Origin of the sequence: Nostoc sp. NMS7 (genome assembly GCF_017115085.1) — a bacterium.
Lineage (GTDB): Bacteria > Cyanobacteriota > Cyanobacteriia > Cyanobacteriales > Nostocaceae > Nostoc.
On record NZ_JABXKJ010000055.1, the window covers coordinates 1 to 14,118 of the forward strand.

20 protein-coding genes are annotated in these 14,118 nt (G+C 42.7%); 13 read left to right on the plus strand and 7 right to left on the minus strand.

What is annotated here, in order from left to right; genetic code table 11:
- Window positions 1–250: 250 nt before the first annotated feature.
- The 6 genes from HWQ38_RS04330 to HWQ38_RS04355 form a co-directional block, all read right to left on the minus strand.
- The gene (locus HWQ38_RS04330; RefSeq protein ID WP_292790296.1) at window positions 251–475 is read right to left on the minus strand and encodes a hypothetical protein; all 225 of its coding nucleotides are present in this window, start codon (window positions 473–475) and stop codon (window positions 251–253) included.
- 6 nt (window positions 476–481) lie between these two features.
- Entirely contained in the window at window positions 482–1,336 is an 855-nt protein-coding gene (locus tag HWQ38_RS04335) for an SAVED domain-containing protein (RefSeq protein WP_366933230.1), read from the minus strand.
- Window positions 1,336–1,833: a CHAT domain-containing protein gene (locus HWQ38_RS04340; protein WP_292790298.1), complete on the minus strand. Its 498-nt coding sequence runs from the start codon at window positions 1,831–1,833 to the stop codon at window positions 1,336–1,338. The genes HWQ38_RS04335 and HWQ38_RS04340 overlap by 1 nt, the downstream gene beginning before the upstream one ends.
- Window positions 1,834–2,049: 216 nt before the next feature.
- Complete coding sequence (locus HWQ38_RS04345) at window positions 2,050–2,568, minus strand: hypothetical protein (protein ID WP_292790299.1); 519 nt, start codon at window positions 2,566–2,568, stop codon at window positions 2,050–2,052.
- Between the two features lie 234 nt (window positions 2,569–2,802).
- Window positions 2,803–3,741: a hypothetical protein gene (locus tag HWQ38_RS04350; protein WP_292790300.1), complete on the minus strand. Its 939-nt coding sequence runs from the start codon at window positions 3,739–3,741 to the stop codon at window positions 2,803–2,805.
- 151 nt (window positions 3,742–3,892) lie between these two features.
- Window positions 3,893–4,138 (minus strand): helix-turn-helix transcriptional regulator, encoded by a 246-nt coding sequence (locus tag HWQ38_RS04355; protein WP_199345100.1) that lies wholly within the window; start codon window positions 4,136–4,138, stop codon window positions 3,893–3,895.
- A gap of 149 nt (window positions 4,139–4,287) precedes the next feature.
- On the opposite strand from HWQ38_RS04355, the gene HWQ38_RS04360 reads away from it, so the two are divergent.
- The 8 genes from HWQ38_RS04360 to HWQ38_RS04395 all read left to right on the plus strand — a co-directional run bounded on the left by HWQ38_RS04360 (window position 4,288) and on the right by HWQ38_RS04395 (window position 8,530).
- The gene (locus HWQ38_RS04360) at window positions 4,288–4,725 is read left to right on the plus strand and encodes a hypothetical protein (RefSeq protein ID WP_292790301.1); all 438 of its coding nucleotides are present in this window, start codon (window positions 4,288–4,290) and stop codon (window positions 4,723–4,725) included.
- The gene (locus HWQ38_RS04365) at window positions 4,722–4,958 is read left to right on the plus strand and encodes a hypothetical protein (protein ID WP_292790302.1); all 237 of its coding nucleotides are present in this window, start codon (window positions 4,722–4,724) and stop codon (window positions 4,956–4,958) included. Before HWQ38_RS04360 ends, HWQ38_RS04365 begins: the two co-directional genes overlap by 4 nt.
- A 323-nt stretch (window positions 4,959–5,281) precedes the next feature.
- Complete coding sequence (locus tag HWQ38_RS04370) at window positions 5,282–5,539, plus strand: hypothetical protein (protein WP_292790303.1); 258 nt, start codon at window positions 5,282–5,284, stop codon at window positions 5,537–5,539.
- Window positions 5,532–5,735, plus strand: a complete 204-nt coding sequence (locus HWQ38_RS04375) for a hypothetical protein (RefSeq protein WP_292790304.1) — start codon at window positions 5,532–5,534, stop codon at window positions 5,733–5,735. The genes HWQ38_RS04370 and HWQ38_RS04375 overlap by 8 nt, the downstream gene beginning before the upstream one ends.
- 25 nt (window positions 5,736–5,760) lie before the next feature.
- Window positions 5,761–6,219 carry a DUF1392 domain-containing protein gene (locus HWQ38_RS04380; protein WP_292790306.1) on the plus strand — a complete coding sequence of 153 codons (459 nt, stop codon included), beginning with the start codon at window positions 5,761–5,763 and terminating at the stop codon, window positions 6,217–6,219.
- Between the two features lie 43 nt (window positions 6,220–6,262).
- Window positions 6,263–7,153 (plus strand): hypothetical protein, encoded by an 891-nt coding sequence (locus tag HWQ38_RS04385; RefSeq protein ID WP_292790307.1) that lies wholly within the window; start codon window positions 6,263–6,265, stop codon window positions 7,151–7,153.
- Window positions 7,154–7,438: 285 nt separating this feature from the next.
- On the plus strand, window positions 7,439–7,894 hold the full coding sequence (locus HWQ38_RS04390; protein WP_292790308.1) for a hypothetical protein: 456 nt from the start codon (window positions 7,439–7,441) through the stop codon (window positions 7,892–7,894).
- 30 nt (window positions 7,895–7,924) lie between these two features.
- Window positions 7,925–8,530, plus strand: coding sequence for an MT-A70 family methyltransferase (locus HWQ38_RS04395; RefSeq protein ID WP_292790309.1), 606 nt, complete (start codon window positions 7,925–7,927; stop codon window positions 8,528–8,530).
- A gap of 65 nt (window positions 8,531–8,595) precedes the next feature.
- Here HWQ38_RS04395 and HWQ38_RS04400 read toward each other — a convergent pair whose 3' ends face one another.
- Window positions 8,596–9,555 (minus strand): cytosolic protein, encoded by a 960-nt coding sequence (locus HWQ38_RS04400; protein WP_292790310.1) that lies wholly within the window; start codon window positions 9,553–9,555, stop codon window positions 8,596–8,598.
- A gap of 40 nt (window positions 9,556–9,595) precedes the next feature.
- Here HWQ38_RS04400 and HWQ38_RS04405 point away from each other — a divergent pair, with 40 nt between their 5' ends.
- The 5 genes from HWQ38_RS04405 to HWQ38_RS04425 all read left to right on the plus strand — a co-directional run.
- Window positions 9,596–10,402, plus strand: coding sequence for a DUF5131 family protein (locus HWQ38_RS04405; protein WP_292790312.1), 807 nt, complete (start codon window positions 9,596–9,598; stop codon window positions 10,400–10,402).
- Window positions 10,403–10,693: 291 nt separating this feature from the next.
- A complete protein-coding gene (locus HWQ38_RS04410; RefSeq protein WP_292790314.1) occupies window positions 10,694–11,797 on the plus strand; it encodes a hypothetical protein in 1,104 nt (367 codons plus the stop codon).
- A 2-nt stretch (window positions 11,798–11,799) separates the two neighbouring features.
- Window positions 11,800–13,173, plus strand: coding sequence for a DnaB-like helicase C-terminal domain-containing protein (locus tag HWQ38_RS04415; RefSeq protein WP_292790316.1), 1,374 nt, complete (start codon window positions 11,800–11,802; stop codon window positions 13,171–13,173).
- A gap of 41 nt (window positions 13,174–13,214) precedes the next feature.
- Window positions 13,215–13,610, plus strand: coding sequence for an ASCH domain-containing protein (locus HWQ38_RS04420; protein ID WP_292790318.1), 396 nt, complete (start codon window positions 13,215–13,217; stop codon window positions 13,608–13,610).
- On the plus strand, window positions 13,607–14,118 hold a 512-nt coding region (locus HWQ38_RS04425), incomplete at its 3' end, for a DNA cytosine methyltransferase (protein ID WP_292790319.1). The genes HWQ38_RS04420 and HWQ38_RS04425, both read left to right, overlap by 4 nt.

The window sequence follows — 14,118 nt, forward strand, 5'->3', positions numbered from 1 at the left end:
CTTGTCCTTTCCACTCTGGGGTCTTTTATTTGTGTGAAGTATTCCTGAAACTTAGTGGTAATGTCTTTGCTATCTATGCAGGGTGCAAAAGATGCTTTGGTTTTGCTTTTCTTGTTCTCAAATCCGGTTGGCATTACTCTAATCTTGCGCCTAGATGGATTAAATCTTACCCTAGCTCGGATTGTGCCACTTTGTTTCCAACCTGATTGCTGATCAGGCAAGTCCGCTTGTCAATAGCGTTTGAGACGCGCTAACCCTGGTTGAGAGTGTGCATTGGATACCCACCTTGATTTTTGGAATCATAGGGATGAGGGTGTGGACGCTCAGTTTCTTTAGCAAGGTCGTCTAATCCATTTTTAAGTCTGTTAATATTTAGATCCCGATAACCAGCAAGCTGTTGTCTTAGCTTTACTCCAAGACGAACATAATTATCATAAAAATACTGTAAATCATTAGATATGTCATACATGAACATAGAATTTTATTCCTGAGTTTTAGTAATAATTGGAGTAGTCCATACAACTCTAGAGGCAGGGGTATTATTACTATTAATCTTTATTCCCCAGGCATAACAAGGTTGCGTATTGGCTGTGTAATTATAAACAATAACTTGATGATGAATAGTTCTACTGATTCTGCGTCCAAGACTAAAACCAAGGCTAACTGGCCCTGTGTAAAAGATATGCACGACAAGTGATTTATCAAGACGGTTATGCAAGTCATCAAGTACCTGTCGAAAAGCTTGGCAGATTTTGTTTACCTGGCTATAATGGCTAATTGCGTCAATTCGTCGCTTCCCAATTTGAATCAAAATATCTTCATAGGGCTGAGATAATACATCATCTACATCACTCTTCAAGATGTCAAACGAAATGGCAATTCTGATAGCAACTGCAACAGGATTTGTTACTTGTGAGATAATAACATTTAACTCTACCTCTGGACTATCGCTATTTGCAAGTTGATCCCAGCAATTTGTATTACGATCTAGCTCAAATAATAACACTTTAGGCCAGGTTGAAAAAGCATAACCTACACAGAATTGAAGTGGAATGTGAACAATACCGTAGTAACAAGTTTTTGCTTCTGGGTTAGCTTTAAATAATTTTAAAAAATCGTTCACAAAATTGTCATTTTGTTTTACAGCACTACTGGGATCACAAATACCAACTGTAAAAAATGATGACTGATCAAACTCTATATGTTGAAATTTATAATCTCGAATGTTATTTGATAAATCTTCTTCTGAAATAAGACCAGTTAGCAGTTCAAATGAATGATGACGGACTGCAAATAATGTTCGCTGCGAAAACTGGACATTTGAGTTAGATATTATTAATCGGTCTTTTTTTTTAAAACAGGAGTCAGTTCTTCTGGTATTCCTTCCAAAGCGATCGCATTACAACCCAATTCGTAAGCATCTTCATACGACCAACCAGCACCAACAGCGTCATAGAACCCGATTGCAAACTTAACTGCCGCATCATCACTGATTTCATCGCTCATTCCCATCACATAATTAATATGCTGGGAAATAGCCTCTGCTTGTAACTCAGCATACCAAGCATTCAGTACAACACACTCTACACCTCGATTCGCAAACAATTTAAACAGACTCGCCAAAGCATTAGTTGGAAGAAACTGTGCTTCTCCAACATCATTTTCTAAAACTAATCCCTGATTACCTGCCCCATGCCCACAAAAGTGAACAATCTGCGGGTTATAATCCAACAAGGCACGACGCAAATCGTCAGGACGAACTGCCCATTTTTGTTCTAAAGTAAATTGTTCTCGCTGCTTTGCTCTCCGTAGACCTGCATCAATTTCTCCCATCTCTCTATCTAAACGTAATCTTGCTGTATTTGTAGGGCTGGACGCAAGAATTAGTATTGTGCGTTTTATTAGTAGATTCTCAGTCGTGTTTATACCTGTATTTATCATACTGTAATCATATTCTCCAACGAATCCAGAAACTTCTGCACTGATTCCTCCAATCCACTGGAGTATACCCGATTGATCCGATTGCCATTTTCCAACATCTGATGGGTTTCACAATGAATTTATTGCAGCCTTGACTGCTTGTTGCAAACTTTCTTCATTAACACCAGTGTGATACCGTCCTTCGAGCGCTAGAGCTAAAACTTTCTTGTAGTTGCTAAAACAAGCTTTAAATCGTTGAGGTTGATGAATAGCTAAACATTGCCAGAATACTTGTTCATCTTTAATAGTTGAAAAATTATGCTGAGTTAGACAATGCACTCCAGTGGCAGCGTACATTTCCGACCATTGAACAGGTTCAAAAGATGTACCTCCGTTCCATTCAGGAGTTAGTTCTTTGTGTAACTTTTGTTTCAACTTCTGTGATGAATTCTCAAGATAGCAAAGAAAAGAAGCCCCTGGAAAATATTTACGGGCAATCTGAAGTGGGAAGTTAGAATTACTTAACCTTACTGATAAATTATTAGCACTGCCAATATAAAGCCAACGTTCATTATACTTAAAAGCATACAAACCAGCATCTGTAGGAATATTTTCCAAGTCTAGAGATTGCCATTTGATTTCGTTCATTTCGCTGAAATTTACTTATATATCTCTTTTAAAATTACAAGTATTTTCAGAGAAAAACATCGTATAATTACGAGATTATTCTTTGGAAATAGAATTTTAATATCGTAAAATTACTGAGTAAACAGGACAAGTATCCGGTTGATAGCCAAGAGGTGTTGAGAGCAATAGTAAGTGTATGTACTGCTACGATAGCTATCTTAATGTCTGTATACAGTCTGTAGCAAATATAACTAATCAAACTCCTATTTCTAGCTCCACCAAGCCCAGCACTTTCTCTTCCAAGTCCGTTAGATAAGCCCGATTCAGCTTTCCTAACGATTCCAAAAACCTCTGCACTGATTCTTCCAAAGAACTCGAATACACACGATTGATGCGATCGCAAATCACCTGCATCTGCTCACACTCGGCAGGCAGGTAGTTGAAGGACTTCAGGTGTTGCAACCCAACAGCGTACTCGCCATCCCACATTCTCACGCTGCAACTGAACTCATTTACTTGGCTGACAATCCCCCAACACCCACCCTTGCCTCTCAGTTCAGAATTGTCTTTAACAAGGATTTGGCACACTTCGCCGATTTGGTAGGTATTGGGTACTTTCGTGCGTTCCATGATCCTTTGCACTACGTCTTTCACAATTCTACCAGTCGGCACTTTACCACCAGCAAGTTCTACTGCTCTTAGCCACACTTCTTGCTGTTCTTGGGGTTCAAGTTTTGTCATCGGTCGCACTTGGCGCTCACTCGTGGGCAGAATTTGTGATCCATTGGTTGTCAAATTCTCATTTTCCACATTTTGACAACCAATGGTTGTCAAATTCTCGTAAACACCAGCTGCGGCAATCAAGTAATTTGACTGTTGGCGACTATGAGCAAACCGATCACGGCAATAATCTTCAAATGTTTTATGTGTGGAGCGATAAAGCCGTCTGTCCCTCAATTCCGTCAGCGCTTTCCCCGCCTCAAAAAACGCTCTCTCCACACGGCGCTCCAGGTGCAGGCGATCGCGCTGTTCTTCCTCTGTTAAATCTGGAACTTCAACAGCCGTAACTGTAATTGTTGCTGAACCTGGGTCTACTTGCTGGGAGATATCCTCGTTTACAGAGTTAGCTGCTGAAGTTGAATCGGTAGATGCGGCAGAGGTGGCTTTGTTGCGTCTAGAAGGTGGTTTAGGCATAACTCCACCTTTCTAGTTCAATAAGATTTTCTCAGAGTCAACTGCAACGTAAATTTTGGATGTGACAGATAAGTGCTTAGACGTAGCCCAACCCAGACACCGCTTCTCTAATAAGACAAAGGGAAAAGTAAGAGGATTAATAGTATGAAGGTCAATCATCAAACTGTACCCCTAAATCTACACCTAGTACCTCTTCAATTTTCCGAAGAGTTTCTTCTGCTACACCACCTAATACAGCCTCCGCCTCTAACTGATACCAATAGTTACGAGATATTCCAACTTCTTTGGCCATCTGTGTAACTGGCCGCCCCCTAGCTTCTCTGGCCTGTTTAATGCGATCGCCCAATCCAGGAACATCAACTTCTAGCTTAATAATCCGTCTTACTTTCACAGTCATAGTCATAATTCCAATTCTAAAAGTATATGTTAATTGTCAACTAAACATTTGATAATTTGTTAATTAACAGATTACACTATTAGGTATAAAGAAAGCGCCCCAGACTGGTAATCGAAGCGCTTTCCGTCCCGTTAGGAACTTTAACAATCATGACATACCAAATCTACAGCCAACAACAGCTGCAACTGAAATCTATTGCCCGACTCAAGCAAATCTACAACGAAATCGCCTGCACAGTCGAAGTAAGCGACAAACGCTGTAAGGATGCCTGGATTTCCGCCATTGTTAACTATCAGGCAAGCAAGATTCAGAAACTCGCCCCCACTGCCCTCGACGAACAAGCCTCAGCCCAAGCCGAACTCGACAGCTACATCGCTTATCAAGCCCAAGCCATAGCTCCCGAACCCCTCACAATAGGGGTGCAGAGGGGAAAAACTTACAACAACTTTCTCCTCCGCTCCTCCACTCCCCTGCTCAAGAGCTTCCCTGCACTACTGAAAACCAAATCATGGCGCATATCTTCAACGAGTGCCAGAATTACGGGTTTGAAATTCTCGATGATGGCATTTACAACAACAACGGCGTGAAACTGGGGCAAGTCGGATGCACTGATGGTAACTGGTGGGTGAAGGAGGGTTGTTCAGACCAACAGCAGTATTCTAACTCGGTCTATGATGCAGTGCGATCGCTGTCGATGGTGGACGTGTCTACTGATGGTAAATCCATTTTTGATGAATATTTTTTAGAGCAACCGTTAGAACAGCTAACTGGCGATAAATTGCAACAGCTGCTGGAGAGAGCGGAGTTAGTCACAGCGTAGTCTTGGGCTTCGCTTGGGAAAAGGTTAAAGGGGAAAGGTTAAAGGTGAATTTCTTCATTCCCTTCCCCTTTGCCCTTTCCCCCTTTCCCTAATTATTTATTCACCAATCCCCAATTAAATCAATGCAAGCCACAATATCAATCCCCCAACACTGGGCATACCCTCGCTTTGCTTTGGATCAGCGTACAGAACAAGGCAATTCGCAATTCGCAGTTCGCAATTCGCAATTATCTTTAAGAGAACTCCAAGAAATAAATTATCCAATTTCACGCCCATCAAAACGACTTTCTCTCCCCTGCTCCCCCCTCCCTGCCTTAAAAGCAATGAGATATTTTTTTACTTGGAAGTCCTTAACTGCGAATTGCGAATTGCGAATTGCGAATTGTTTTGGATGGCGTTATGTATTAATGCCTAACAAGAATTCTGACGAGATATCGTACTTGCAAGAGAATCAAATCCAACCGCTCTCCCCACAGGAATTGTTCACACAAATTACCGCAGAAATTGAATTCTATCAGCGTCAAATCTCCATCCTGCAACAACAGTTAGCCGTAGTAACTGGAGGTTTCACAAATGCCTAAGACAGTTGACCACAGCTTTGACAGTAGAGCTAATCATTTGCTGCGTGTGCTTCAGTTTTGCGGTGGTTGTGTTCCATTGCATCGGCTTCAGTTCCAATTCTCCGATTCAGTTATTCAAACTCTGCTGGATAGAGAAATAGTGCAAGTACAGAACACTGGACGCGGTTTTCTGTTGGAGATTGCCGAGGATTTTTAGGTTATTAATCCCAGAGGAGAAAAGCATGATTGACCACATTAATGCACTTCAAACAAGTTGGTATCTTTCCCCACCTTGGGGACAAACAATTCCACCTGTTGAAGTGAATTTACTGGAAAGAGTATACTTGCGAACCACAAGAACATTTGGCTATTGTTGCGGTATGCAATGGAAGCATGAATGTTGGATTTATTCAATTGATTGCCGTAATGAAATACTCCACGCTACACAAAACCAAATTATTGGAACGGGAGAGTTAGAAGCCATCAGCGTGCAAAAATCTGCTTTTGTTCTGGGCGAAAGAGTAATGCTCTGTTCTCACGATAAGGGAACAAAAGAACGGCTGATTTTGGGGATTGGGCTGGTAAATAATTCTTGGTTTTACCTTGTTGAATTGGTGTCGCCAACGTTAACTCAATCACGGACTATATCGAATCGTTTCTCATTGGTCGGTGAAAAAAGTTTGGTGCGCGTGAATGTCTAATTCTCTCTAATCAACAACGAAAAATTATCACCCAATCAAAATTATGTCACAAATCGAAGTAGCTCAAATTATTGAACAGATAAAGCAAGAAATCACTGTTGACTCTAATGGACAAGGTAAAGCCAGTATTCGGGCAACTGCAAGGCTGGCAGATGTACAAGATTCTTCGCTTCGTCGTGCGTTACTAAGTGCGGCACTGCAACCCTCTGCATTAGCCCAAAGCCTTATACAACAAGGATTTAGCCCTGCGGCACTGGAAACCTGGAATGAGGGAATACCTGATATGGGTGTTGCTGCCGTTATTGAATATTACGCTTTTGATGCTGGGCGGCACTGCAAACAGCAAGCCAGACTTGTATGCAAAGCTTTTAACCGGATTGGTGTTCGCGCCTGGATGCAAGACATTATGGGCTGGACAAAACCCGCTACTCAACCACAAGAACAACCCTCCACACCAGCCCTCCCCCCAGTTGAACAGCGATTGCATACTCTTGTCTTGGCAATGAAGACTTTAGCTGAGTTAACTGGTGGCAGACTCAACCCCTACACCGAACAGCAATTTAAAGACTATGCCGGGAACCTTTTGGCTGAACATAACAGAAAATTGCTAACCGCCACAGAAGAACGCTGGCTTGGCGTGGTCAACTTTGCAGAGAGCGAACTGGGTAAAAAAGTCCCCCTGAGCGGCGCTCACTATCGCGGACACTTGGGCACATGGGTGAGAACATTCTCCCCTCAGTTAGGCGATCGCCAAGAGACACGGCTGGTCAATGGCGTTCAACAGCCCATCTATGTCTACGCTTGTCACGATCCGGCTGTTGCCGACGGACTGACCAAAGCTATAGAAGAGTTCTTTGCTCACCCTAGCCCTGGTGCAGCGCTAAGGCAAGCAGGTGCTTTCGCTAGTAAAAAGGAGCCAGTGATGACCAAGTGAAAGCGAACGCCCCCACCACAGAAACGTTCGCTAATTTAAAGACGCAAGTTATTGCTAAAGCATCAAATATTACCAATAACATTAAAAGTTTCTCTTTCATGCAGTCAAGCAACTAACAGTATTTTGACATTATTTGTTACAAAGATGACTTCTCTAGCAAATAATACACATCTGAGAAAGTGTCGTCACTTCAAGATTCCTAACAATCAAAATAAAAAGCGATTGCCGCTCAATAAGTAACAATCGCCACACAAAAACACTCATTGCATCTCTAGAGTAACAACAATGAAAGCCATAGTTACAGTAGTTGAAAAAATCACATCGGAAGCTCACATTAATATTCCTGACGGTTTAGCAGTAACAGCAATTAAGCAGCATATAACAGACTGCTATAACAGTGGCGAGATGCTGACTGAGATGAACATTTTCCACGTTGATTTTGAATCTATTAGCGCTCACATTGATTCAAAACCTTATATTACTTGGCATCAAGGCAACCCTTGCGATCACCGTCAGTATTACTTCTGTAAACTGGGAAGATTTACTTTGACTCTGTTAACTGACACAGAGCAAAACTTGACTCGTACAGAAGTTTATTTTGGGCATTATAAGCAACTTATTTATACATCAGAAAAGGAGATATCCAAAAAATTGGCAACAGTTGAACTCCAAAAATTCTTAAGTGGATTAGCTGTTGAACTTCAGACTTTAAGCCACATTGAATTTTCAGAGCAAGTCTGAAATTAACATTGAAAATAACAGGAATCAAACATGAGACTAACGACATTAGAAGGTCAATACCAGTACATCGTGATTGACCCTCCCTGGTTCTATAGGCTGAGAAATCAGGATAAAACTCACCGAAACCGCATTAACTACAAGCCAATGCACATAGAAGAAATACTGTCATTACCTGTTCCAGACTTAAGCGATCGCACGGGGTCAGTTCTTTGGCTTTGGTACACAAATAATCACATGATCGAAGCGGCTCAATGCTTGCAAACATGGGGATTTGAACTCAAGACTATTTTGACTTGGGAAAAAGTCACCAAAGATGGCACTAAAACACATCTAGGTGTTGGTCATTGGCTGCGAAACTCGACCGAACATTGCGCTTTGGCTGTTCGTGGGAATGTGAAAGCTTTTGCTGGACGGACACTTACAAACCAGTCAAGCATTTTACACTCACCCCGCCGTGAGCATTCCCGTAAGCCCGAACAGTTTTTTGAACTTGTAGAAAAGCTGTGTCCTGATATGACCAAGCTGGAGATGTTCGCACGTTCGTCTAGAGTTGGCTGGGATTGTTGGGGTGATGAGGCTCTGAAGTTTGATCAGCCTGTTGAGGGACGTGATGGAGATACTCCGTTAAGTGCTTAATTAGAGCTAATTTAAGCACTTAAAGTGTACTGAACCTAGAAAACTAAATATTAAATTCTTCAATGCTAATTTTCTGGCAGATTGTCAGTTGTAGAGGACTGGTATATTTTACGCAATTCATCGACTGTAGTTGCTGTTTTTATCCCATTTCTCACTGCTCTTAATAGTTCAACGTCTTCCAACGATGAAATTTCTGGCACTAGGTTTAATGCTTCAAGGCCAAACTTGAGTTCCAAGCCTAATTTTATTGCTTCTACCAATTCTTCCATTCGGGCAATTCGCTCAAATGATGTCACGTACTGCATACGTTCTTCTGCCTCTAATTGTTCTACTTCCCGTTGAAATTCTCGCTCTAAATCTAATGGTAGCGTCAACATCCAGTCAATAAAAGCCAACAGGTTAACAACAGCCTCACGTTCAAACCCCTGCTCGTATAGCCGACGTACTAAAGCCAGTTTTGATTGCTTTCTTTGTAACCTATCACTCTTGGTTTGCATTGCCGCCAAGTGAGCCATTACCACTGTAGCGAATGGATTACGGCTGGCTTCTAGCTGTCTCAACCTTTGTTGATAGTCTAGCAGCTTGATCACAGGAAACTGAAAATCAACCGTACAGCCAAACAATTCATAACCAAATTGATTTGGTCGCCAGTTTATATTCTCATCTCCCAGTACCGCGCATGATGCAACTGAACGGTTATAACGGTCAAAAATCCGATAGTTGTATACAAACATACGTTTCGGGAAATCGCTTGATTCTTGGCTTTGGACTTCGACGTGGATCAATAGCCAAGATTCTTCACCCCCAATACGGTAAATTTTCACCAATTTATCAATCAGTCGCTTTCCTAATTCCGCATCACGGACTACTTGCTGTAGCTCCTGATCTAGAAACTCAAAACCTCTACTCCAATCAATTTCACTGTGTGCTTGGGGAAAAAAGAACAACATGAAGTCTTGAAAATACAACTGTAGTATTTGCTTCCAAGGAGAATCGTATTCAGTAAGAGGTGTTTTATTAGCCATTTTCAAATGTATTGTCTAATTTCAAATTTTAGAGGTATTTATGCCAACAAACATAGAATGGACAGACTTAACAGATAATATCATCCGTGCTAAAGTCGGCGGTTGGTGGTGTCAAAAAATCTCAGAGGGGTGTAAAAATTGCTATAGCGAAAAGCTGAATCAAAATTCTTTCTTTGGTGGGAATAAGCAACCCTACTCTGGACAACCGCCAGAACTAGTGTTAGATACAGAAGCTATTCGGAAATGGGGATTCCAAAGAAAACCTAAGAAGCATTTCGTTTCTTCAATGACTGATATTTTTGGTGAATGGGTTCCGCGTTTTTGGCAACATGAAATGCTGGACGGAATGTTCGTTGCTCCCAATCAAGTATTTCAGATTCTCACCAAACGCCCAGAAATTATGCTGTCATCTATGGATGAATGGCTTTCTTGTCATGGACTAGACAAGTTACCTTTAAATATTTGGCCAGGAACTTCGATTGAGAATCGCCGCACTTTAGAAGAACGTAGTCAATTTCTTAGCAAAATTCCAGCTTTAATTCGGTTCTGGTCAGTTGAACCATTACTAGAAGATTTGGGCGATATCACTCACTATTTGAATGATGTTCAGTTAGTCATTATTGGTGGTGAGTCTGGCCCAAATTCCAGACCATGCCACATCGAATGGCTCGAATCAATTGTCCAACAGTGTCACGCAGCTAAAACATCTGTGTTTGTGAAGCAGTTGGGGGCGAATGCAATATTTGGGGGGCAGCGATTCAAAACCCGTGACAAAAAAGGGGGAGACATTGAGGAGTTTCCACAAGAATTACAGGTTAGAGAATTTCCTTTTTCTATACATGAGTAAAAGCAAATCCCCCACACTGTTTTTCACAGGCGGGGGAATAAAAAGTTTTTTGTAGGGTTCTAACGATGATGTCATTTGTGCCGTCGAGCCGGTTGTGATAACAATGCTTTCCCTTCCTACAAATCCATTGGTGAGTTCTGCTTTCGGGGGTCTTTTCCAAATTCACCAATTGACACTTTACGGCGAAAAGCGATCGCAGCAGTAAATGAACTTATCTGTTGGAATTTGATCACAAAAACTAGCAGAGAGAATAACGGGCTACAAACATCAAATCATTACAGTCTTACGGACATGGAAGACTGGTTCCCTAATCCATTAAAACCGTCTTCCTTAATTAGAGGAAAGAAAGATTTAGGTAGTGACGGGGAAACACCCAGTAGTGTTAGGGGGACACTACCGGGGGTGCTGGGGGAACACCCCGGTAGTGCTGGGGGGACACCCAAAGATTATCCAATTAAAGATTATCCAATTAAAGATTATCCAATTGAAGTCTATCCACTCAAGGACGCGCCCCTGGCAACGCCACCTGCGCCCCCTACCCATCAAAGTGTGTGTGAAAAAGAAAAACTTGATTTGACAACGGAAGAAATTGAACTTGAAAAACCAACTCCAGAAAAACCAAGCTTAGAAGAATCAACCCCACAATTACCTGCTTCCTTGTCAAAAAACCCAGAGTCTTCGCAACAAACCGATAACCCTTCTTGTAGGTCAACTATTGCGGCGGGATCGTTCGATAAATCCGAACAACCGAATAAGCCGCAGCTACTCTGTCTCTACAAGACAGCGCAGAACGTGGAAGACCTGATTGATGCGTGGCTAACAGACCCAACTGCTATGAGTGATGATTTTGTACCACTGGTTGTCAGAGAAAAAATCAAGTGGAATCGCTGGGTTTTGCCTTGGCACAGTGGACAGAGGAAGCTGAATAACCTTTACCAAAACTTCAACCCGATAGTCGTGGACTTCCTGGCTGCTGAATTAGCCACTAAGTCTAAACTCTCGGCACAACAGGAAATAACTCATGCGATCGCAGTAATGAACACCTGGGAGAAAACCAAGGGTGGGTGGACGAACCTGATGCAGCGTTTAAGCCAAGCACTATTGCAAACAAAAAAACAGCCCCTACCTCAACAGCACACTGCTTTGGCTCACAGAGCAAACAATATCACTAGCACCACGCTCGAAGATGCCTTGGCACAAGACCGAATGCGCCGTCAGCAAGAGCAATCCATTCGGGTTCCATCCAATGAGTATCAACACAGCCCACAAATGCTGGAGCTAAAAGCCAAACTTCAAGCCGCAGTTAACACTCCAAAAGTTCCGAGCAACACCAGAGCATCTTCCATGAATTTACGAGAAGTTGAAGCGCAGTTAAAATTAGCACTAAGAGCATGATTATGCACTCTAATCAAGACAACGTAGTTCCTTTTGGCTCTAACTATTCAGTTTCAGGTTTGCCCCCACAAAACATCGAGGCTGAAGAAGCGATTTTGGGCGGGATTATGCTTGACCCAGAAGCAATGACTAGAGTTAGCGATCGCTTGAGCATTGAAGCTTTTTACATCAGCGCCCACAAAGATATCTATCAAGCCGCAGTCCAACTTCATGCTACATACCAACCTACAGATTTACTAAGCGTCACCGCATGGTTGGCTGACCACAATCTTCTCAATCGCATTGGTGGCAGAAATAAGTTAGCGACTCTGGTAGACCGCACTGTATCTGCCGTCAACATCGATGCTTTGGCTGATCTGGTGATGGATAAATATCGACGGCGGCAGTTAATAAAAGCAGGGAACAAAGTTGTCAAACTCGCTTACGAAACAGAAACTGAACTACCACTTGTACTAAATCTTGCTGAGGCGGAAGTTTTCACCGTTACCCAAAATCAAAGCGATGAACGCTGCAAGGTTTTCTCGGCACAAGACATGGGTTTTGAACTGTTCCAAAAGCTAGAGATGGGAAGTATGGCAGGCGACAAAATTGGCTGGTACGACTTAGAAAATATCACCGGTGGCATTTATCCAAGCAGCTTGGTAGTAGTGGCTGCTGAATCCCACATGGGGAAAACTCACTTCATGATTTCTTATGCTTACGAAATCATGACCAAACTTGGAAAACCAGTTCTGTACGTAACTCCAGAAATGGACAAGAATCAACTCAATGCCCGAATGCTAGCCCGAATCACAGGCGTAGACGCTTCCATAATTCAAACCAATACTCAATGCTACTGGGAGCAAATAGCACAAGGTATAGGGCAGATGGTGGAACTGCCTTGGAAAGTCTATGAGCATTCCTCCCCTACAACCACAATGATTGCTTCTGCTGTGCGCCGTGCCATTGCCGAATTTGGTGGTTCTATTGGTGCTGTGTTCATTGATTACTTGCAGCAGATTCCTTTGGAATCCGGCGGGAACATGGCTTTTGAAGTCGGCAAGATTACCCGTCAGATTCGGGACATTGCCAAGTCTCACAAAATACCTGTTTTCTTGGGTTGTCAAATCAATCGGGGCAATCAAACTACGGCTGATAAACGCCCGAACCGTCATTTACTCCGCAACTCTGGCGAAATCTTTGAGGTTTGTGACCAGTTAATCATGCTTTACCGAGATGCTGTCTACACAAAAGACCCAAGCGATGCCTTCGGCAACTCGAAGCGAGAACGCACTATCGAGTTGATTGTTGAGAAAAACCGCCTTTACGGTAAGCTCGGCACTGCAACAATGTTGTGCAATTTATCTACATCGAAATTTTTGAACTTGGCAAGATAATTTGATGCGATGAACTTTTTTGAAGTTTTAGAGGTCGATATATGAAAGCGCTATCTGTTCGTCAGCCTTGGGCATGGGCAATCATTTATGCTCTCAAAAATGTTGAAAACCGTGGCTGGCCTATTCATTATCGCGGTGACATTCTGATTCACGCTGCAAAAACCTGTACTAAAAAAGAGTGCCAGCTAGCGAAAGAATTTTGTCAAAGCATGGGGGTAGTAATCCCAGAGTTAATCTCTCTACGTCGCGGCCAAGTTATTGGCATTGTCACAATAGTTGATTGCAAGTTTTCACAAGTTGCATCTGGCTGGGGAATGCCTGGGCAATACCATTGGCAGTTGGAGAATCCACGCGAGATTACACCGATTCCTTACATTGGGCGGTTGGGGATTTTTGAAGTGCCAGATGAACTGGTCAGGAGTGCGATCGCCTTATGAAATCAGTCCTTTCTCTTTTCTCCGGCATCGGCGGACTCTGCCACCACGGAATATCAGCCGCAGGTCTATCTCACAAATTCCGAGTCCAGCAATTTGTCGAAATCTCCCCTTATGCTCAATCACAATTGCGCCATGAACAACCAGGAATTCCAATCCACGCAGATATCACCAACTACCATTGCCACCAAGGACAGTTCGACATTTTGTGTGGGGGATTCCCTTGCCAGGGTACAAGTAACTCAGGAAATAGACTTGGACTTGCCGACTTCAGATCCGCACTCTGGGGAGAACAGTTTAGGATCATCCACCAGTGTAGACCAGCAATCGCTCTCATCGAAAACCCAACAGGGCTACTCTCTAGAGGAATGGCAACAGTCCTCGAAGACCTTTCCCAAATCCGGTACGTATGTGAATGGGAAACTATACCCGCGTACTGCCTCGGCTTGCCACATGAAAGAGAAAGAGTCTTTATCATTGCCTACACCGATGGCTTATTCCACCGTCAACA

Bases quoted from the DNA above. Each gene is read 5' to 3' on its own strand.
- HWQ38_RS04330 (WP_292790296.1), bottom strand. From the start codon at position 475: ATGTTCATGTATGACATATCTAATGATTTACAGTATTTTTATGATAAT.
- HWQ38_RS04340 (WP_292790298.1), bottom strand. From the start codon at position 1,833: ATGGGAGAAATTGATGCAGGTCTACGGAGAGCAAAGCAGCGAGAACAA.
- HWQ38_RS04345 (WP_292790299.1), bottom strand. From the start codon at position 2,568: ATGAACGAAATCAAATGGCAATCTCTAGACTTGGAAAATATTCCTACA.
- HWQ38_RS04350 (WP_292790300.1), bottom strand. From the start codon at position 3,741: ATGCCTAAACCACCTTCTAGACGCAACAAAGCCACCTCTGCCGCATCT.
- HWQ38_RS04355 (WP_199345100.1), bottom strand. From the start codon at position 4,138: ATGACTGTGAAAGTAAGACGGATTATTAAGCTAGAAGTTGATGTTCCT.
- HWQ38_RS04360 (WP_292790301.1), top strand. From the start codon at position 4,288: ATGACATACCAAATCTACAGCCAACAACAGCTGCAACTGAAATCTATT.
- HWQ38_RS04370 (WP_292790303.1), top strand. From the start codon at position 5,282: ATGAGATATTTTTTTACTTGGAAGTCCTTAACTGCGAATTGCGAATTG.
- HWQ38_RS04375 (WP_292790304.1), top strand. From the start codon at position 5,532: ATGCCTAAGACAGTTGACCACAGCTTTGACAGTAGAGCTAATCATTTG.
- HWQ38_RS04380 (WP_292790306.1), top strand. From the start codon at position 5,761: ATGATTGACCACATTAATGCACTTCAAACAAGTTGGTATCTTTCCCCA.
- HWQ38_RS04385 (WP_292790307.1), top strand. From the start codon at position 6,263: ATGTCACAAATCGAAGTAGCTCAAATTATTGAACAGATAAAGCAAGAA.
- HWQ38_RS04390 (WP_292790308.1), top strand. From the start codon at position 7,439: ATGAAAGCCATAGTTACAGTAGTTGAAAAAATCACATCGGAAGCTCAC.
- HWQ38_RS04395 (WP_292790309.1), top strand. From the start codon at position 7,925: ATGAGACTAACGACATTAGAAGGTCAATACCAGTACATCGTGATTGAC.
- HWQ38_RS04400 (WP_292790310.1), bottom strand. From the start codon at position 9,555: ATGGCTAATAAAACACCTCTTACTGAATACGATTCTCCTTGGAAGCAA.
- HWQ38_RS04405 (WP_292790312.1), top strand. From the start codon at position 9,596: ATGCCAACAAACATAGAATGGACAGACTTAACAGATAATATCATCCGT.
- HWQ38_RS04410 (WP_292790314.1), top strand. From the start codon at position 10,694: ATGGAAGACTGGTTCCCTAATCCATTAAAACCGTCTTCCTTAATTAGA.
- HWQ38_RS04415 (WP_292790316.1), top strand. From the start codon at position 11,800: ATGCACTCTAATCAAGACAACGTAGTTCCTTTTGGCTCTAACTATTCA.
- HWQ38_RS04420 (WP_292790318.1), top strand. From the start codon at position 13,215: ATGAAAGCGCTATCTGTTCGTCAGCCTTGGGCATGGGCAATCATTTAT.